Here is a 17,400-nt window from a genome sequence, read left to right as displayed (position 1 = left end):
GGCTACATCTTTACAACCAAGAATGGTGTTCCAATCCAGACCAACTCTTTCAATCTAGCCTTGAAGAAAGCTAACGAGAGACTTGAGAAGCCAATTCAGAAAAACCTGACTAGCCATATCTTCCGCCATACCCTTGTCAGTCGTCTTGCTGAGAATAATGTCCCTTTAAAAGCTATTATGGACCGTGTGGGGCATGCAGATGCCAAGACAACTATCCAAATTTATACCCATGTTACCAAGAAAATGAAATCAAATGTGGCAGATATCATGGAAAACTACTAAAGTTTTGCCCCTTTTTTGCCCCTTAAACAAGAAAAAAGCCCGTCGAACAAGCTATAAAGCTTGATATGACGGGCTTTTCAAGGGTAGACTATTTTACTGCATCCTTAAGAGCTTTACCAGCTTTGAATGCTGGAACTTTTGAAGCTGCGATTTCGATTTCTTTACCAGTTTGTGGGTTGCGACCTTTACGTGCTGAACGCTCACGAACTTCAAAGTTACCGAAACCGATCAATTGTACTTTTTCACCAGCTGCGAGGTAGTCAGCTACTGCTCCAAATACAGCATCAACAGCTGCTGCTGAATCTTTTTTAGTCAATGAAGTTGCTTCTGCAACTTTTGCAATCAAATCTTGTTTATTAGCCATTTGCTAAGTCCTCCAATTGTTTTCGAGTTATTACTCACCTTAATATAGTACCGAATTTTAGGCATTTGGTCAAGTTTTTTCTATCATCTTTGCACTTTTCTATAGATATCAATAACGATCTGGTCATTGTATAAATCAATCGTATTCACTTTTCCATAAAGTCCAAATTTATTCTCAATAGCAGGTAGTTGAATCTGAATCGTCGCGTTTTCAGCATCTATTTTTACAATATCCGGTAGTTTATAATTTTTTTGAAGATAGGTTAACACTTCTCCTTTTGGTAATGAAAGAGTCCCTGCTGAAATTTCTTGTACTGCTAAAGAAATACTACCATCTTCTAAACGACTGGGAAAAAAGTAGATATACAAAGGAATATCCATCCCCAGAAGCTGATAATCACCTTCAAAAATCGCTAACTGGCTTGTCAAGTAAACCTTATATTGAAAGGTGTCTGTTTGATACTCTTTCAAATACTCAGCAATGGTAGCATTTAACTGCTCCTTATTGGTCTCAAAACGACCAACCTTTGCATCTTCACTATTTGTTGGAACCAACTTTGTTAAATCCTCACGCTTACTCTCCAAACGACTGATCACAACAATACTTGTTCCTAAAACCATAGCAAGTAGGATTAAAAAAAGCCATTTCCAACTATTTATTTTTCCATTCTTGTTTTGTGGCACGAATTTTCTCCATTACTGCTTGCTTTATAATTTCATATCCCGTGTTATTAGGGTGAAAACTGTCTTCCCCATATAGTAAATTATTTGCTATCTTAGAAGTATTTACACTAACTCCTTGTTCCCCTTCTAAGCCCTTATACAATAAATCATTGATAGGCACAAAGTAAACCCCTGAGAATTTCCGAGTTCGTGATTCTGTTTCTTGATTCCATTTATCCACAACCAATTGCATATCTGTCAGTTCCGGAAAATTCAAATAGAAGGGATTATAAATTCCAATAACATAAATAGGAAGGTTGGGATTCTTTTCACGAGCACGACGAATAATCTTTTCAAGCCGTTTACCATACTCTGTTGCTGGTTTATCAAAAGTTGAGACATCCAAATTGGTAAAATTTTTTAATATAACCTTCCGCAAATCATTGCCACCAACAGTAAGGGTCATCACATCTGCGTCTTTTAATGCTTCTGCTAAATCTGAGTCCTCTTTCATTCGCTTGTAAATCTGGCTACTAGTATTGCCTGAAATCCCAAAATTTCGGTAGGTCACCTGATAACCAAACTCATTTGTAAATGAGTTTGCTAGTAAAGTAGCAAAACCTCCCTGACCAGTTGTATCACCAACTCCTTCTGTCAACGAATCACCTACGGCAAGATAGTAAAGGGATGGTTGTTCGACTTTTGTACTATCTTCTGCAGTCAACTTTGAACTAGCCTTTGGAATTACCAAATTTGCGAGGAAAATAGAAAGCAATAAACTCAGAAAAAAGAAAACAAGGGCCTGAATAATTTTTCGATTATTCATAGTGCACTAGAATGGCCCAAGCATCTTCCCCTGTATGGGTCTGAATGATAGAACCTGTTTCTAAAACTGAAATGGGAGCTTGAACATAGGGCTGTAATTTTTCTTTCATTTCATTAGCAAACTCTGGGCCACCTGCATAGGAAATACCAATTTCAGCAATTTTCTTATCCGCAATCTTATTGATAAACTCATCGAGCCATTTTTTAAACGTTTTTGCTCCACGTCCCTTAACAACTGGCTCTAGCTGATGGTTTTTCATTTCCATAATCACACGAATATTAAGTAATGAACTGATTAGTCCTGTAACACGACCAATTCTACCACCTTTTACCAAGTTTTCAAGAGTGGAGACACCAATATAGAGCTCCGTTTTTGTCCGCACTCTTTCAATAGCTGCAAGAATCTCTTCTTTACTGGCTCCCTCTTTTGCAAGACGAGCTGCTTCAACAACTTGGAACTTAGCGGCTTGGTCAGTAAACGTTGAGTCGACAACTGTCACATCTACTCCCGAAAGGACTCCTCCTTGACGAGCTGCTTCAACAGTACCGGATAATGCATGTGACAAAACAATTGCAATAATCTGACTACCATCTTTTGCCAAGTCTGAAAATGTCTCTGCAAATAAACCAACCGGTGGCTGACTGGTCTTGGGCAAATTTTTTGAATTTCTCATCAAGTTTAGAAATTCGCCTTCTTTCAAATCGCTATCTGAGTACAAAACTCCGTCTATCAAGACAGATAATGGCACTACCGTAATCCCTAATTCTTCCACCAGTTGCGGTTCAATAGTGGTGCTCGAATCCGTTACAATCTTGACTGTTGACATAATCTTTTCCTACATTTCTCATCAAATTACTGTTTCTATTATATCAAATATTGTATTAAAAATGAACTAGGAGAAACGAAAATGACGACTAAATACTCGAATAAAGAGTGTTTTTAGTCATCATATCATGAAAAATCACAAGATATCTAGCGGAAAAATGTTTTATGAATCGTTAATGATCCCATCACAAATACCAACAAAGCACTTGCATAATAACCAACTGGCAATTGTTGTAACAACTCTTTTGACAACTGAGCAATCTCTCCCAAAGGAATACTGTAAAGATATATAACAAGAATTCCAAGAAAGAGAGTCAACAAAGAATTGATTATTTTTGAATGGATAAGCTGAAAGGTTAGAAGCAAAAATAGGATGACTGCAAGAATTGTCACAATTGGATATTGGCCAAAAAACTTCCAACCATTTATTTGGACAACTGAATAATTCGCTAGATCTAAAGCACTAGAAAATGGTAAAAACAAACTAATACCGAACAAAAGTACACAGAAAAGTTCCAATCGTTTCATCCAGCTCACCTTCTATCTGTTTTATTTTAATGGCATAATTGCCTTTTGCACACTCAGTTTCAAGAGGAAGAAACTCCATTTTGTTGAGATTCCTCTAATGAAACTCCATGTCGTTTTAGATAAAAATTGACTCAAGTATCTTTTGCATATATTTTATTACATTTTTATATCTTTGTAAAGCGTTTTTATTCATCTTTTTGTATTTTATAATGCCAAAATATCATTCTCAATCTATCAACGAGTTAACGTTTTCCATCCCACTCCTGATAAAATTGTTGCAAATACAGTTCCAGAAAATCATGGCGGCCTTGAGCTAGGTTTTTCCCTGTTTCAGTATTCATCAAGTCTTTTAACTTCAGTAGTTTTTCATAAAAATGGGTAATAGCAGAGCCATTAGTGGAACGATATTCTTCTACCGTCATATCCTCACGCACCTTCAAATTTGGAATATGAATCACCCGATTTTTATTGCCAGAGTAAGCCATTGTCCGAGCAATTCCTATTGCACCTATCGCATCCAAGCGGTCAGCATCTTGTACAATCTTACCTTCTAAACTAAGGGGCCTCTGATGAGCTTGCCCACCTTTAAAGGACATATTTTGAATAATATCCATAATCGCTTCAATATCAGACTCGGAACAACCTTGATGAGATAGTAGCTGACGAATGTCTTCCAATGCGTGTTTCTCATCATCAACTAATTTATCATCAGCTAAGTCATGAACTAAGGCCGCTATCTGACAGATAAATAGATTTCCACCTTCCGCTTCTGCTATTCGCTCAGCCATATTTCGAACTCGAACAATGTGCCACCAATCATGACCACTACCTTCTCCTATCATTTTTTCTTCAACATATTTTGCGACGTTTTGTACAATTTGTGCCTGATCCATAACTTCCTTCTCCAAAAAAGAGACTGGAAATCCCATCCAGCCCCTATTATATTAATGAAAACATAAATAAAAATATAGTCATTTGAATTGCTCTAAATGCTAATACATTCGAATATTTTTTTTCCTTCCATTACTTATTTAGTAGTTGCTTAGCTTGCTCTCTCGCAGCATCAGTTACCCTATCTCCTGCCAACATCTTCGCAATTTCTTCAATTCGTTCTTCAGGACTGAGCAAACGAACCCTTGAGACGGTAGAATGGTCATCCGATACTTTTTCAATGTAGAATTGGTAATCAGCAATAGCAATGACTTGTGGTAAATGCGAAATTGCCAACACTTGGCCAAATTGTCCAATTTTATGGATTTTTTGGGCAATAGCCTGTGCCACACGACCTGATACACCTGTATCAACCTCATCAAAAACAATGGAGGTTTTGCCTTCTTTTCGAGCAAAGGCTGATTTGATAGCCAACATCAATCGAGACAGCTCACCACCTGATGCCACTCTAACCAGGGGTTTAAAATCTTCACCGGGGTTTGTAGAAATATAAAATTCTACAGCTTCATTTCCTTCGCTATTAAACTTCCCTTTCGTAAAGCGAACCTGAAATTGGGCTTTATCCATATAAAGGTCCTGCAATTCTTGACGAATAACATACTCTAATTGTTGAGCCAAAACATGTCTGGCTGAACTTAATTGGCTGGCCAAGGAAATCACATCTTTTTCCAATAACTTGACGTGATTTTCAAGATCTTCATCAGAAATAGTATTTCCCGTCAAGAGATTGTATTCTTCTGTGATTTTTTCAAAATAGGCTAAAACATCATCAACTGTTCCACCATATTTTTTTGTAATCGTGTTGAGCAAGTCCAGACGGTTCTCCAGTTGTAGGAGTCGATTGCCATCAAAATCCAAAGCATCAACAATATCACTTAACCGTTTTGCCACATCTTCCACAACATAATAGGCTTCCGTCAAACTTGTAGAGAGCAATTTATATTCCGGGTCAAATTCTTCCAAACTTTGTAAATCGCTCATAGCCGAACGTAGATTATTTAAGCTAGAAAATTCTTCATTATCCAAAAGAGCATAGGAATTAGCCAAGGTATCCGCAATCTGTTTGTGGTTCAATAGCTTATCCCGCTCCTGTTGAAGTTGTCTATCTTCACCCACCGCTAAATTAGCTGCCTCGATTTCGGCAATTTGGTACTCCAGCATTTCAATCCGAGCCTTATGCTCTTCCTCGTTCTTACGCTTCTCAGCAACTCTCTTTCTCAGTTGACGATAGGCTTCAAATTGTGTTTGATAGTCTTCTTTTAAGTTCCAAAACTCATCATCCCCGAAACTATCCAGCAGTTGAATATGGTATTGGGCTTTCATGAGTTCTTCTTGGTCATGCTGACCATGGATATCTACTAAATGTTGGCCAATTTGCTTCAAAACAGATAGGTTTACCATTTGCCCATTTACACGGCTAACGGAACGCCCATTTTGAAGGATTTCGCGGCGAATAATCAACTCATCTGCCACCTCAATCCCTTGGTCAGTCAAAATCTGCTTCACTGCTCTGCTATTTTCAAACGAAAACAACCCTTCAATTTCAGCTTTCGGAGCTCCATGTCGAATCACATCTGTCGTTGCACGCGCACCCAGCATCAAATTCATCGCATCAATAATAATGGACTTCCCAGCACCAGTTTCACCAGACAAGATGGTCATCCCTGTTTCAAAATTTAATGAAACATGCTCAATAATCGCGAAATTTTTTATCGAAACCTCTAGTAACATGGTCTACCAACTTCTAATGGATTGAACTATTTGAGGCATCTTATCACTGTCCTTTAGAATGATTAAAATGCTATCATCATCTGCAATGACACTAAAAATATATTCTTCGAACTGCTCCAAAATTTGGCGCTTGAAAACTGCAGTACTGCCAGGAACCAAGACCAAATTTAGCATCTGCCCCATGGAATCATACTTTAATAGGTTTGATGTCTTATTCTTTTGCCCACTACCCTTTGATAAGCCGTAAATATAGCCCTTATCCTTAGCAGGTACCTTAATAATGCCCAATTCCTTAATATCACGAGAGACCGTTGCCTGTGTGGCATGAACACCCATAGCTTTAAGTCGGTCAACAATTTCTTCCTGTGTATCAATCGGAAATCGAACTACCAAATCTTTAATGACTTCTAATCGTTCTCGTTTATTCATCCTTTTTAAATTCCTCGTGTGCTTGATAAACTACTTTTGTTAATTCCTCTTTGGCAATCGTACTTGGTTGAATGGATTTCTCTAGGTGAGCCAGGAATTCGATATTCCCATGACCTCCTTGAACTGGAGAGAAACTAAGTGCCTTCACTGAATAGCCATTTTCGACAGCCATTGCTGTAACATCTTCCAATACTTTCAAGTGAACGGATTTATCCTTGACAATGCCATTTTTCCCAATCTGCTCACGTCCTGCCTCAAATTGTGGTTTGACCAAGGCTACAACCTGACCACCATCCACTAATATACGATGGAGTGCTGGCAAAATCAGACTCAGTGAAATAAAGCTGACGTCAATGGATGCAAAACTTGGTTGACCAAGTTCGAAATCTCCCAACTCAGCATAGCGGAAATTGTACTGTTCCATACTAATCACGCGCTCATCCTGACGCAATTTCCAAGCGAGTTGATTGGTACCGACATCTACTGCATAAACCTGCTTAGCACCAGCCTGCAACATAACATCCGTAAATCCACCTGTTGATGCCCCAATATCAATTGTTGTTTGCCCCTCAACCGATAATTGGAAAACCTGCAAGGCTTTCTCCAATTTGAGACCACCGCGGCTGACATATTTGAGTTTTTCCCCCTTTAGTTTAAGTTCGATTCCCTCATCAATCTTCTCACCGGGTTTATCGTAACGTTCACCATTGATGACAGATACGACCAATCCAGCCATAACACCACGTTTGGCCTGCTCTCTCGTCTCGAAAAGCCCCTGTTTATAAGCTAATACATCTACTCTTTCCTTAGCCATTAATTCGTAAACTTTCTATGATTTCTTTGATTTCTTTTGTTGAAAATGGGACTAGTTTAGCCACTTGATCTAGCTCGCTGATTGCTTGATTCAGAGTGTCCTCTAGAAAAATTTTTGAGGCTTCTAAGCCCATTAGGGCAGGGTAGGTAGATTTCTCAGCCAATAAATCTTTTTGGGGTGTTTTTCCGATTTCCTCAAAAGTGGCTGTCACATCCAAAATATCATCCCGGACTTGAAAGGCTAGACCGACAAGCTGACCAGCATTTTGCAAATGGTGGATAACCGTATCTGTCTGACCAGCAATCAAACCAGCTGCTACAAAAGGAAATGTCAATAATTTCCCAGTTTTATTGGCATGAATGGTTTGTAATTGCTCCAAGGACAGAGACTGGCCTTCACCAGCCATATCCAACACTTGGCCAGCAACCATTCCAAAGGTCCCAGATGCCTGAGAAAGCTCTCTCACGAGAGCAACGATTGTCTCAGCAGGTAAATGAACTTGAGCCAAAAATCCAAAAGGATCTAAAAAGAGACTATCACCAGCTAAAATTGCAGTTGCTTCATCATAAGCCTTGTGATTGGTCAAACGTCCACGACGGAAATCATCATCGTCCATAGCAGGCAAGTCATCATGAATTAAACTCCCAGTATGAATCAACTCTACGCATGCTGCCACTTGATAATGAGCAGGCTGCAACTCTATCCCAAAAGACTCCAATACAGTCAACAAGAGCAGGGGGCGAATCCGTTTGCCACCAGCTTGTAGCGAGTAAAGGACCGATTGGTTGAGTCGTTCAGCCACTTGAGGCTGGTAAAAGTCAGCCATGGTTTCCTCTAGGATATGCAATTTGTTAGCTACCATTAACCAAGCTCCGCTTCACTACCATCCGCCTGCATGACCTTAACCAAGGTCTTTTCAGCTTCTGCTAACGTCTTTTGTAGCTCTTTCGATAGGACCATCCCTTTTTGAAACTCAGCAAGTGCTTCTTCCAAAGCCACATCTCCTCGTTCCAATTTGGTTACGATTCCTTCTAATTCAGCTAAATTTTCTTCAAATGTTTTCGTCTGTTTGGACATGCTTTACCTCCACATCAAGTTGACCATTCTTCATTTGAATGGTTAGATTCTCGCCCATTTGTACGTTTTCTACACTATCTATGACTCGCCCATCTTGTAAAACCATCGCATAGCCTCGGGCCACAATACGGCTAGTATCCAGCATGGTCAAGGCCTCAATCAATTTATCCGCCTTAGCCAGTTTATGGTTATAGATGTTCGTCATATTGTTTTTCAAGAGTCGTTCCTGCTGGATGATTCTCTCTTTGAAGCTCTCTACTTTACGACCAAGTTGCATCCCTAATAGCCGCTGATTTAGCAAGAGACTAGCCTGTTTCTGCTGGCTATATACTTCTTTCATACGCATTTGCAATTGATTGGTCAAGCGGTCTAATTTTTGTAAATAACCATCATACAAGCGTTCAGGCTGACGAAACATGACTGACTGGCTAATTTTTTCAAGCTGACCTCTTAAGAATTTCAATCGATTTCCCATGGCCTGATAGGCTCTATTTTCCTGCTGATTGAGATAGCCCAGTAAGTCTGCCTTAGTCACAGGTGTTGCCAATTCTGCTGCGGCTGTCGGGGTGGCTGCTCTGCGGTCTGCTACAAAATCTGCCAAGGTTGTATCGGTTTCATGACCGACACTAGAAATAATAGGAATACGGGATTCAAAAATTGCCCGAACGACTACTTCCTCATTGAATGCCCAGAGGTCCTCAATTGAGCCACCACCACGACCAACAATCAGAACATCCAAATCATCCCGTTCATTGGCTCTTTGTATATTGGCAACAACCTCCTGAGCAGCACCATCTCCTTGAACCTTTGTAGGATAGAGAATGATTTCCACTCCAGGAAATCGCCTGCTGACTGTCGTAATAATATCCTGAATAACAGCTCCGCTCGGACTAGTAAAGACCCCAATTTTCTTGGTAAACCGAGGCAACTCCTGCTTAAACTCTTGCTTGAACAATCCTTCCTGTGTCAGAGCTTGTTTCAGCTGTTCAAACTTTATTGCTAAAGCACCAATACCATCTGGCTCAGCTTTCTCAATGACAATGGAATAAGAACCACTCGGTTCATAAAGCTGGACACGTCCGACAGCGTTGATTTTCATTCCCTCTTCAAGTTCAAAGCCCAACTGTTTATAAACACCCGCCCACATCGTCGCCTGAATGACCGCCTTATCATCCTTGAGCGAAAAATATTGATGGGAAGGTCGTTTGCGGAAGTTAGATACCTGACCTGTCAAGTAGACCCTCTCCAAGTACGGATCTCGGTCAAATTTTAATTTCAAATACTTCGTTAGATGACTAACCGATAAATATTCAACCATGCCCACTCCTTCTGTCAGTATCGTACTATTATACCAAATTTCGCACTATTATACAGAACCTAACCCATAAATTCCAAACGCTTTCACGTGTTATTTTCGGTATTTTACTATATAATAGTTTATGAAAGATTAGAAGAAATGATATGGAGAGTTTCTGGGGAGGATATATGAAATTAGATAATTTACGAAAAAGTTCCAATATTGAGGACCGACGAGGCCAATCTAGTTCTGGCTCGTCCTATTCGTCAGGTTCATCGGGAGGAAACGTCTTATTAGGCTTATTGTTTTCACGTCTCGGGTGGAAAGGAAAATTGCTAGTCCTCATCCTACTATTAGCATTCGGTGGAATGTCTAATTTAGGTGGATTGCTCTCTCCTTCTACTGGAACGAATTCTTATCAGTCCAGTCAAGTCACCACCACAGGTACAAATGTGTCTGATGCCGATGCTGAATTTATGAGTAAGGTGTTAGGCTCAACAGAAGATTTTTGGACCCAAGAATTTGAAGCCAATGATTTAACCTACTCAGCACCTACCATGGTTTTCTATACCGATCAGACCCAAACGGGCTGCGGTATCGGATCTGCTCAAGCTGGTCCATTTTACTGCTCAGCTGACCGTAAAATTTATATCGATACATCATTTTACCAAGAATTATCTAGCAAATACAAGGCGTCTGGTGACTTCGCGATGGCCTATGTCATTGCCCACGAAGTTGGACACCATGTCCAAAATGAATTGGAAGTTCTTGGGGCATACCATCAAAAACGAGCACAATTATCAGATGAAGAAGGAAATGCCCTGAATGTTCGTCTCGAACTGCAGGCTGATTACTATGCTGGGGCTTGGGCTAAATATGTAGATGGTCAAGGTATACTAGATGCTGGGGACATCGACGAAGCCATGAATGCAGCTCATGCTGTCGGCGATGATACCCTACAGCAAGAAGCCTATGGCCGCACCGTTCCAGACAGTTTCACCCATGGAACCTCCGAACAACGAAAAAAATGGTTTAACCTTGGGTACACCTATGGTGATCTTGCCCATGCAGATACATTTTCAGTAGAAAATCCCTAATAAAAATCCTCAATCATCTGTGCATGATTGGGGATTTTTGATTTATTCGTTTGTTTTTATCTCATCCATAAAAGTTGAAACTAGTACTTTTCACTTCTGACGCAAGCTTCATATGTCTGTTCCATCAGCATGGTAATGGTCATTGGACCAACTCCTCCTGGGACTGGTGTGATGTAGCTTGCAACTTCTGCTACCTCATCATACTGGACATCACCAATCAGCTTGCCATTTGCATCTCGGTTCATACCAACATCAATCACCACTGCCCCTGGTTTGACAAATTCCTTGGTAACAAAATGTCCACGCCCAATGGCAACGACAAGAATATCAGCTTGTCTAGCTAATTCTGGCAGATTTTTTGTCCGAGAATGAGCAATCGTGACAGTCGCATTTGCATCTAAAAGTAACTGCGCCATCGGCTTTCCAACAATGTTTGAACGACCGATAACCACAGCCGTTTTTCCTTCTAGCTCGATCTGATATTCTTTGAACATCTCCATAATCCCTGCTGGTGTTGAAGGAATCATAACTGGATGTCCTGACCAGAATTTCCCCATATTAGTCGGATGGAAACCATCTACATCCTTATCTGGATCAATTGCCAATAAAACCTTTTCCTCACTGATATGGACAGGTAAAGGCAACTGGACTAAAATACCATGCCATTCAGAATCTTGATTATAGCGTTCGATTAATGCCAAGAGCTCCTTTTCAGAAATCGTATCTGGTACTCGTACTACTTCGCTCTTAAACCCTGCTGCTAAGGCTGAACGTTCTTTATTCCGGACATAGACCTGACTTGCTGGATTTTCACCCACTAAAATCACTACAAGTCCCGGAATCAATCCTTTTTCTGCCTTCAATTGAGCTGTTTTCTCTGCTAAAGCTGCTTGCATTTTTGCTGCTAATGCCTTACCATCAATGACTGTCATTTCAATATCTCCTCTAGTTTTTTTCTATTATATCGTAAAACCATTCGTCTGACTATGGACGATTCCTTGAAAATCCAACATATAGAAAAACTCCGAACGTTTTCGGAGTTATCCTGTTGTATCTATCGTTATAGGATTTTCGATAAGAAATCTTTCGTCCGTTCTTCTCTCGTGTGTTCGAACACATCTTCAGGAGTTCCATCTTCAACGATTACTCCTCCATCCATAAAGATGACCCGATCAGCAACTTCTCTTGCAAAACCCATTTCGTGGGTTACAATCACCATGGTCATGCCCGATTTAGCCAAATCCTGCATAACCGATAAGACCTCACCGACCATCTCAGGGTCCAAGGCAGACGTAGGCTCATCAAAAAGCAAAACATCTGGATCCATTGCCAATCCGCGAGCAATTGCAATACGTTGCTGTTGCCCACCTGATAAACTCTGTGGATAAGCAGTCGCCTTCTCTGGTAGCCCAACCTTAGCCAGTAGGTCCATGGCTTTCTTCTCAGCATCTGCCTTCTTCATTCCCTTTGTCTTAATTGGTGATAAGGTAATATTTTCCAAGACTGTCATATTAGGGAAGAGATTAAATTGTTGAAATACCATCCCCATTTTTTCACGCATCTTAAAGATATCATTTGACTTATCAGTGATATCGACACCTTCAAATGTAACATTTCCCTTAGTAGGCACCTCTAAAAGGTTCATTGTCCGTAGAAATGTTGATTTCCCAGAACCTGATGGACCGATAATTACAACAACTTCTCCCTGTTGGATGTCCAAATCAATACCCTTTAACACTTCATTATCTCCGAAGTATTTGTGCAAACCCTTAATAGAAATAATAACCTCTGCCATATCAATGTCCCCCCTTATTCAATTTTTTCTCAAAGTATTGGATGCCCAACGTTAACACACTTGTCACAATCAAATAATAGAAGGCTGCAAATAACAAAGGCTCCGTTGTAATGTAAGTTGACGCAGAGACCGTAGTCGCTCCATTCCACAATTCAACAACGCCGATTGTTGATAAAAGGGAACTATCTTTTACAATTGTTACAAATTCATTCCCCAAGGCAGGTAGGATATTCTTGATAGCTTGAGGCATGATGACATAGCGCATAGCTTGATGAGGACGGATACCAAGTGAGTAGGCTGCTTCCAATTGTCCCTTCGGAACAGCATTAATCCCCGCACGTACTGTTTCGGATACATAAGCCCCTGAGTTCATCGATAGAATAACCATCCCTGGAATCAGGCGAGACAAATCGACTGATAAAATACCTAACTGAAAAGTTGGAGCAACTAAATGAGTCATGGTAAAACCAATCATAATCTGTACAACCATAGGAGTCCCACGGAAAATCCACACATAAATATTAGCAAACCAGACAAGTAATTTATATTTACTCCGTTGTGCAAAAGCCAATAAAACACCCAAAATACTACCAAAGACAACAACAAATACAGCGATAATAAGGGTAACTAATACACCATAATTAAAATAAGCCCAATAATCAGGCAAAAAAGAAAAATTCATATCTCCACTCCTCAAAAGACGTATACTACAATTATATCATTTTCGAATAAATATGCAACTGCCTAGATTAATTATTCACAAAAGAAAAAGCACCGGTGGCGCTTTTAACTATCCTGTATTTAGTACAACAATTCGTAAATTTCCATTGCAATTAAGTCAATGCTGTCAAACGTATACGTCTCACGAGCAGCAACATCACGTAGGGTAAATACTGAACCATTTTCTTCGTCATAGCTGTAGGCAACTTCTGCAACGACAACACCATCACGTTCAAAATTACGTTTCATGGTACCACCATCACTGGCCATGGCTTCAAGACGATTGATAATTCTCACCAAATGTGATTCCATATTCATTCTCCTCTTCTTAATATAGAAATATTCTACCATAATTTTGTGAAAAAGTCTTATTTTTACGTAATTTTCTTCCCCCAATTTTTAGTAAAAAGAAATACTAGAATGCATATCAGTTTCTTGCATTTTCTCCAAAACTTGATATAATTAAAATAGAACTGACCTTTATTGACTATTCAATAAAGACCTTACTTCGTGGAAATTCATCTGATTGCATAATTGTATGTGATTCAATCTATACACAATATTCTAACATTCAATTAGGAAAATATGAGATTAATTTTCACAGGTTTTTGTAATGTTACTATTAGAAAAGAGGTAATTGAATGCTCTGTACAAACTGTAAAATAAATGATGCTACCATTCATCTCTATGCAAATATGAATGGCAAACAACAAAAAGTTGACCTTTGCCATAATTGTTATCAAATTATGAAAACAGATCCAAATAATGCTGTTTTACGTGGCTTAGGGGACTTAACTAATCCAAACAATATGGATCCCTTTAGTGAATTTTTCAATCATTTAGGTGGTTACCCTGGTAATACCCCAGCTGGTAAGAATCGAGATCAAACACCTCCTACTCAAGCTGGCGGTGGCAACGGTGGTGATCGATTCAATCAACCAAATGCTGGTCGAACCCAAACAGTCCCGCAACCAAATGGATTGCTGGAAGAATTTGGGATTAATGTTACTGAGATTGCACGACGTGGAGACATTGACCCCGTTATTGGACGCGATCAAGAAATCACTCGGGTGATTGAAATTTTGAACCGTCGCACCAAAAACAACCCCGTTCTTATCGGTGAACCCGGTGTTGGTAAAACTGCAGTCGTTGAAGGACTAGCACAAAAAATTGTAGACGGGGACGTTCCACATAAACTTCAAAACAAAGAAGTCATTCGATTAGACGTTGTCAGCCTTGTTCAAGGAACAGGAATCCGAGGTCAATTTGAAGAACGCATGCAAAAACTCATGGAAGAAATTCGGAACCGACGTGAAGTTATTCTCTTCATTGATGAAATTCATGAGATTGTCGGAGCTGGTTCTGCAGGAGATGGGAACATGGATGCGGGCAATATTCTAAAACCCGCCCTCGCTCGTGGTGAAATGCAACTGGTTGGTGCTACTACTTTAAATGAATACCGCATTATTGAAAAAGATGCAGCTCTTGAACGTCGGATGCAACCTGTAAAAGTTGACGAACCAAGCGTTGAAGAAACAATCACTATCTTAAAAGGTATTCAGAATAAATACCAAGACTACCACCATGTAAAATATTCCCCTGAGGCAATTGAAGCTGCGGCCGTATTATCCAACCGCTATATTCAAGACCGATTCTTACCTGACAAAGCGATTGATTTGCTAGACGAAGCTGGGTCAAAAATGAACTTAACCTTGAACTTCGTGGATCCTAAAGAAATTGACCAACGGATAATTGATGCCGAAAATCGTAAAGAACAAGCAACTCGTGATGAAGATTACGAAAAAGCTGCCTATTATCGTGACCAAATTGCTAAATATAAAGAAATGCAAAAGGCAACGATTAGTGAGGAGGATATTCCTCTCATTACCGAAAAAGAAATTGAAGCCATCATTGAACAAAAAACAAATATCCCCGTTGGCGAGCTGAAAGAAAAAGAACAGTCTCAATTGATACATTTGGCTAGTGATCTCAAGGCGCATGTTATTGGACAAGACGATGCTGTTGATAAGATTGCAAAAGCAATCCGTCGCAATCGTGTAGGACTTGGAGCACCAAATCGTCCAATTGGTTCCTTCTTATTCGTAGGACCTACTGGCGTCGGTAAAACAGAATTATCAAAACAATTAGCCATTGAGCTCTTCGGTTCAGCGGACAGCATGATTCGATTTGATATGTCTGAATATATGGAAAAACACGCAGTTGCAAAACTAGTCGGTGCCCCTCCTGGATATGTGGGGTATGAAGAAGCTGGCCAACTAACAGAAAAAGTCCGTCGCAATCCATACTCACTCATTCTCCTTGATGAAGTTGAAAAGGCGCATCCAGATGTGATGCACATGTTCCTACAAGTTCTTGATGACGGTCGACTGACAGATGGACAAGGGCGAACAGTAAGCTTCAAAGATACCATTATCATTATGACTTCAAATGCTGGTACAGGTAAGGTTGAGGCCAGCGTGGGATTTGGAGCCGCTATGGAAGGTCGTACACAATCTGTTCTTGACCAACTCGGTAATTTCTTCACTCCCGAATTCATGAACCGCTTCGATGGAATTATTGAATTCCAACCACTTACAAAAGAAAATCTGCTCCAAATTGTCAGTCTCATGCTGGAAGACGTCAACCGTCGCTTATCTACAAACGGTATTCGACTACAAGTGACCGATAAAGTAAAGGAAAAATTAGTTGATCTTGGTTACGATCCTAAAATGGGTGCACGTCCCCTTCGCAGGACCATTCAAGACCAAATTGAAGATGCCATTACCGATTTCTATTTAGAGAATCCTAATGAGAAAGATTTACGAGGTGTCATGACCAATAATGGCACCATCCAAATCAAAGCTCAAACGCTAAAAGAAAAATAAAACATGCTAGCGGAGGCATCCGGATAGGTTGTCCCGCTCTTTTTATCTCCAATCCATAAAATTCAAAAAATTCCAACAAATACTTAAAGAAAAATTTAGGTTAAAATGGTATAATAATAAAAAGCCCCTATTAAAAGGAGAATACCATGTCAAATGCAATTTTCGGTGAAAAAAAGAATGGTGTACACTACACCAATCGTTATGGAGTCTATGCTGTTATTCCTGATGAGAAATTAGAGAAAATTGTATTGGTTCAAGCTCCTAATGGAGCCTGGTTCCTCCCAGGTGGAGAGATTGAGGAAGAGGAAAATCACCTATCAGCCCTAGAAAGAGAATTAATTGAAGAATTAGGCTTTACCGCTGAAATTGGACAATATTTTGGTCAAGCCGATGAGTATTTTTATTCCAGCCATCGTGATACTCATTTTTACAACCCAGCTTATATCTATCAAGTTACCAGTTACAAACAAGTTGGGGCACCATTAGAAGACTTTAATCATATTGCTTGGTTTCCTATTGAAGAGGCTATTAACAAACTGAAACGTAGTAGCCACAAATGGGGAATTGAACAATGGCAAAAGCTAGAATTAGCTCAAAAAAGACTGGATAAATAAACCCAAGAGTGCTATAATGTAGCCAAAGAGACGGAGGAAGTTTCGCATGAAGATTATCAATACGACGAATAGTCATTCTCAATTAGTGCAAAATCAACTAGCCAATACCGATGCCTTCCTAGTAGAAACCTATTCTGCAGGAAACACCGATGTCCTTTTTACACAAGCTCCACGACATTACGAGCTCCTTATTAGTAATAAATACCGTGCCATCCAACCAGCAGAAGTCAACAAAATTCTCGATTATTTTCTACGTCGGAAAGTTGATGAACGGATAATAGATAAGTCTGCCATTCAAACGATTCATACTGACCGCCTAATTGAAATGTCAATCCCTATTATTACTGAAGATTAAGAAGCTCAAGGCTTCTTTTTTTTTGAAAAAAAGCCTATCCAAAAATAGATAGACTTTTATACTTATGCTTCGTAAGCGCCCAATAACAAGGTATATTGAAAAAGGCTCCAAAGTCCTGTCGACTCTGGATCCTTTTTCTATTTACATA

21 protein-coding genes are annotated in these 17,400 nt (G+C 39.7%); 5 read left to right on the top strand and 16 right to left on the bottom strand.

Annotated elements, in window-relative coordinates; genetic code table 11:
• Positions 1-282, top strand: a 282-nt coding sequence (locus ACPC58_RS10150) for a tyrosine-type recombinase/integrase (protein WP_434065942.1), incomplete at its 5' end; no start/stop codon positions are given.
• A gap of 88 nt (positions 283-370) precedes the next feature.
• On the opposite strand, the gene ACPC58_RS10145 is transcribed toward ACPC58_RS10150, so the two are convergent.
• From ACPC58_RS10145 to xseA, 12 genes are all read right to left on the bottom strand, one after another.
• The gene (locus tag ACPC58_RS10145) at positions 371-646 is read right to left on the bottom strand and encodes an HU family DNA-binding protein (RefSeq protein WP_024385016.1); all 276 of its coding nucleotides are present in this window, start codon (positions 644-646) and stop codon (positions 371-373) included.
• A gap of 83 nt (positions 647-729) precedes the next feature.
• On the bottom strand, positions 730-1,329 hold the full coding sequence (locus tag ACPC58_RS10140; protein ID WP_434065941.1) for a YpmS family protein: 600 nt from the start codon (positions 1,327-1,329) through the stop codon (positions 730-732).
• Positions 1,298-2,134, bottom strand: coding sequence for an SGNH/GDSL hydrolase family protein (locus ACPC58_RS10135; RefSeq protein ID WP_434065940.1), 837 nt, complete (start codon positions 2,132-2,134; stop codon positions 1,298-1,300). Before ACPC58_RS10135 ends, ACPC58_RS10140 begins: the two co-directional genes overlap by 32 nt.
• Positions 2,127-2,960, bottom strand: coding sequence for a DegV family protein (locus ACPC58_RS10130; RefSeq protein WP_434065939.1), 834 nt, complete (start codon positions 2,958-2,960; stop codon positions 2,127-2,129). Before ACPC58_RS10130 ends, ACPC58_RS10135 begins: the two co-directional genes overlap by 8 nt.
• A gap of 146 nt (positions 2,961-3,106) precedes the next feature.
• Positions 3,107-3,487 carry a hypothetical protein gene (locus tag ACPC58_RS10125; RefSeq protein ID WP_434065938.1) on the bottom strand — a complete coding sequence of 127 codons (381 nt, stop codon included), beginning with the start codon at positions 3,485-3,487 and terminating at the stop codon, positions 3,107-3,109.
• Between the two features lie 242 nt (positions 3,488-3,729).
• Positions 3,730-4,380: an HD domain-containing protein gene (locus ACPC58_RS10120; RefSeq protein ID WP_434065937.1), complete on the bottom strand. Its 651-nt coding sequence runs from the start codon at positions 4,378-4,380 to the stop codon at positions 3,730-3,732.
• A 130-nt stretch (positions 4,381-4,510) separates the two neighbouring features.
• On the bottom strand, positions 4,511-6,169 hold the full coding sequence (recN, locus tag ACPC58_RS10115; protein ID WP_434065936.1) for a DNA repair protein RecN: 1,659 nt from the start codon (positions 6,167-6,169) through the stop codon (positions 4,511-4,513).
• Between the two features lie 3 nt (positions 6,170-6,172).
• The gene (locus ACPC58_RS10110) at positions 6,173-6,598 is read right to left on the bottom strand and encodes an arginine repressor (RefSeq protein WP_130554553.1); all 426 of its coding nucleotides are present in this window, start codon (positions 6,596-6,598) and stop codon (positions 6,173-6,175) included.
• Positions 6,591-7,412, bottom strand: coding sequence for a TlyA family RNA methyltransferase (locus ACPC58_RS10105; protein WP_130554554.1), 822 nt, complete (start codon positions 7,410-7,412; stop codon positions 6,591-6,593). Before ACPC58_RS10105 ends, ACPC58_RS10110 begins: the two co-directional genes overlap by 8 nt.
• The gene (locus ACPC58_RS10100) at positions 7,405-8,274 is read right to left on the bottom strand and encodes a polyprenyl synthetase family protein (RefSeq protein ID WP_434065935.1); all 870 of its coding nucleotides are present in this window, start codon (positions 8,272-8,274) and stop codon (positions 7,405-7,407) included. Before ACPC58_RS10100 ends, ACPC58_RS10105 begins: the two co-directional genes overlap by 8 nt.
• Positions 8,274-8,489, bottom strand: a complete 216-nt coding sequence (locus ACPC58_RS10095; protein ID WP_130554556.1) for an exodeoxyribonuclease VII small subunit — start codon at positions 8,487-8,489, stop codon at positions 8,274-8,276. Before ACPC58_RS10095 ends, ACPC58_RS10100 begins: the two co-directional genes overlap by 1 nt.
• Positions 8,464-9,807 (bottom strand): exodeoxyribonuclease VII large subunit, encoded by a 1,344-nt coding sequence (gene xseA, locus ACPC58_RS10090; RefSeq protein ID WP_434065934.1) that lies wholly within the window; start codon positions 9,805-9,807, stop codon positions 8,464-8,466. The genes ACPC58_RS10095 and xseA overlap by 26 nt, the downstream gene beginning before the upstream one ends.
• 167 nt (positions 9,808-9,974) lie before the next feature.
• On the opposite strand from xseA, the gene ypfJ reads away from it, so the two are divergent.
• On the top strand, positions 9,975-10,883 hold the full coding sequence (ypfJ, locus tag ACPC58_RS10085; RefSeq protein ID WP_217374153.1) for a KPN_02809 family neutral zinc metallopeptidase: 909 nt from the start codon (positions 9,975-9,977) through the stop codon (positions 10,881-10,883).
• A gap of 80 nt (positions 10,884-10,963) precedes the next feature.
• Here ypfJ and ACPC58_RS10080 read toward each other — a convergent pair whose 3' ends face one another.
• From ACPC58_RS10080 to ACPC58_RS10065, 4 genes are all read right to left on the bottom strand, one after another.
• Positions 10,964-11,815 (bottom strand): bifunctional methylenetetrahydrofolate dehydrogenase/methenyltetrahydrofolate cyclohydrolase, encoded by an 852-nt coding sequence (locus ACPC58_RS10080; protein ID WP_130554559.1) that lies wholly within the window; start codon positions 11,813-11,815, stop codon positions 10,964-10,966.
• Positions 11,816-11,943: 128 nt separating this feature from the next.
• Positions 11,944-12,678 (bottom strand): amino acid ABC transporter ATP-binding protein, encoded by a 735-nt coding sequence (locus ACPC58_RS10075; RefSeq protein ID WP_217374154.1) that lies wholly within the window; start codon positions 12,676-12,678, stop codon positions 11,944-11,946.
• 1 nt (position 12,679) lies between these two features.
• Positions 12,680-13,360 (bottom strand): amino acid ABC transporter permease, encoded by a 681-nt coding sequence (locus ACPC58_RS10070; RefSeq protein ID WP_277837686.1) that lies wholly within the window; start codon positions 13,358-13,360, stop codon positions 12,680-12,682.
• A gap of 119 nt (positions 13,361-13,479) precedes the next feature.
• Positions 13,480-13,710 (bottom strand): DUF1797 family protein, encoded by a 231-nt coding sequence (locus ACPC58_RS10065; protein ID WP_130554562.1) that lies wholly within the window; start codon positions 13,708-13,710, stop codon positions 13,480-13,482.
• Between the two features lie 329 nt (positions 13,711-14,039).
• Here ACPC58_RS10065 and ACPC58_RS10060 point away from each other — a divergent pair, with 329 nt between their 5' ends.
• The 3 genes from ACPC58_RS10060 to ACPC58_RS10050 all read left to right on the top strand — a co-directional run bounded on the left by ACPC58_RS10060 (position 14,040) and on the right by ACPC58_RS10050 (position 17,252).
• Positions 14,040-16,283, top strand: a complete 2,244-nt coding sequence (locus ACPC58_RS10060) for an AAA family ATPase (RefSeq protein ID WP_434065933.1) — start codon at positions 14,040-14,042, stop codon at positions 16,281-16,283.
• Between the two features lie 146 nt (positions 16,284-16,429).
• Positions 16,430-16,897 carry an NUDIX hydrolase gene (locus ACPC58_RS10055; protein WP_217374157.1) on the top strand — a complete coding sequence of 156 codons (468 nt, stop codon included), beginning with the start codon at positions 16,430-16,432 and terminating at the stop codon, positions 16,895-16,897.
• A gap of 46 nt (positions 16,898-16,943) precedes the next feature.
• Positions 16,944-17,252 carry a DUF1827 family protein gene (locus ACPC58_RS10050; RefSeq protein ID WP_217374158.1) on the top strand — a complete coding sequence of 103 codons (309 nt, stop codon included), beginning with the start codon at positions 16,944-16,946 and terminating at the stop codon, positions 17,250-17,252.
• Positions 17,253-17,400 lie beyond the last annotated feature (148 nt).

This window comes from Streptococcus sp. VTCC 12905 (assembly GCF_049893385.1).
Classification (GTDB): domain Bacteria; phylum Bacillota; class Bacilli; order Lactobacillales; family Streptococcaceae; genus Streptococcus; species Streptococcus suis_AA.
This window is presented reverse-complemented; position numbering and strand designations above follow the sequence as displayed.

Excerpts from the sequence above, each read along its gene's own strand:
- ACPC58_RS10095 (WP_130554556.1), bottom strand. The coding sequence starts at position 8,489 with ATGTCCAAACAGACGAAAACATTTGAAGAAAATTTAGCTGAATTAGAA.
- ACPC58_RS10075 (WP_217374154.1), bottom strand. The coding sequence starts at position 12,678 with ATGGCAGAGGTTATTATTTCTATTAAGGGTTTGCACAAATACTTCGGA.
- ACPC58_RS10120 (WP_434065937.1), bottom strand. The coding sequence starts at position 4,380 with ATGGATCAGGCACAAATTGTACAAAACGTCGCAAAATATGTTGAAGAA.
- ACPC58_RS10135 (WP_434065940.1), bottom strand. The coding sequence starts at position 2,134 with ATGAATAATCGAAAAATTATTCAGGCCCTTGTTTTCTTTTTTCTGAGT.
- ypfJ (WP_217374153.1), top strand. The coding sequence starts at position 9,975 with ATGAAATTAGATAATTTACGAAAAAGTTCCAATATTGAGGACCGACGA.
- ACPC58_RS10130 (WP_434065939.1), bottom strand. The coding sequence starts at position 2,960 with ATGTCAACAGTCAAGATTGTAACGGATTCGAGCACCACTATTGAACCG.
- ACPC58_RS10060 (WP_434065933.1), top strand. The coding sequence starts at position 14,040 with ATGCTCTGTACAAACTGTAAAATAAATGATGCTACCATTCATCTCTAT.
- ACPC58_RS10125 (WP_434065938.1), bottom strand. The coding sequence starts at position 3,487 with ATGAAACGATTGGAACTTTTCTGTGTACTTTTGTTCGGTATTAGTTTG.
- ACPC58_RS10110 (WP_130554553.1), bottom strand. The coding sequence starts at position 6,598 with ATGAATAAACGAGAACGATTAGAAGTCATTAAAGATTTGGTAGTTCGA.
- ACPC58_RS10050 (WP_217374158.1), top strand. The coding sequence starts at position 16,944 with ATGAAGATTATCAATACGACGAATAGTCATTCTCAATTAGTGCAAAAT.
- ACPC58_RS10055 (WP_217374157.1), top strand. The coding sequence starts at position 16,430 with ATGTCAAATGCAATTTTCGGTGAAAAAAAGAATGGTGTACACTACACC.
- ACPC58_RS10145 (WP_024385016.1), bottom strand. The coding sequence starts at position 646 with ATGGCTAATAAACAAGATTTGATTGCAAAAGTTGCAGAAGCAACTTCA.
- ACPC58_RS10065 (WP_130554562.1), bottom strand. The coding sequence starts at position 13,710 with ATGGAATCACATTTGGTGAGAATTATCAATCGTCTTGAAGCCATGGCC.
- ACPC58_RS10100 (WP_434065935.1), bottom strand. The coding sequence starts at position 8,274 with ATGGTAGCTAACAAATTGCATATCCTAGAGGAAACCATGGCTGACTTT.
- recN (WP_434065936.1), bottom strand. The coding sequence starts at position 6,169 with ATGTTACTAGAGGTTTCGATAAAAAATTTCGCGATTATTGAGCATGTT.
- ACPC58_RS10070 (WP_277837686.1), bottom strand. The coding sequence starts at position 13,360 with ATGAATTTTTCTTTTTTGCCTGATTATTGGGCTTATTTTAATTATGGT.
- ACPC58_RS10105 (WP_130554554.1), bottom strand. The coding sequence starts at position 7,412 with ATGGCTAAGGAAAGAGTAGATGTATTAGCTTATAAACAGGGGCTTTTC.
- ACPC58_RS10080 (WP_130554559.1), bottom strand. The coding sequence starts at position 11,815 with ATGACAGTCATTGATGGTAAGGCATTAGCAGCAAAAATGCAAGCAGCT.
- xseA (WP_434065934.1), bottom strand. The coding sequence starts at position 9,807 with ATGGTTGAATATTTATCGGTTAGTCATCTAACGAAGTATTTGAAATTA.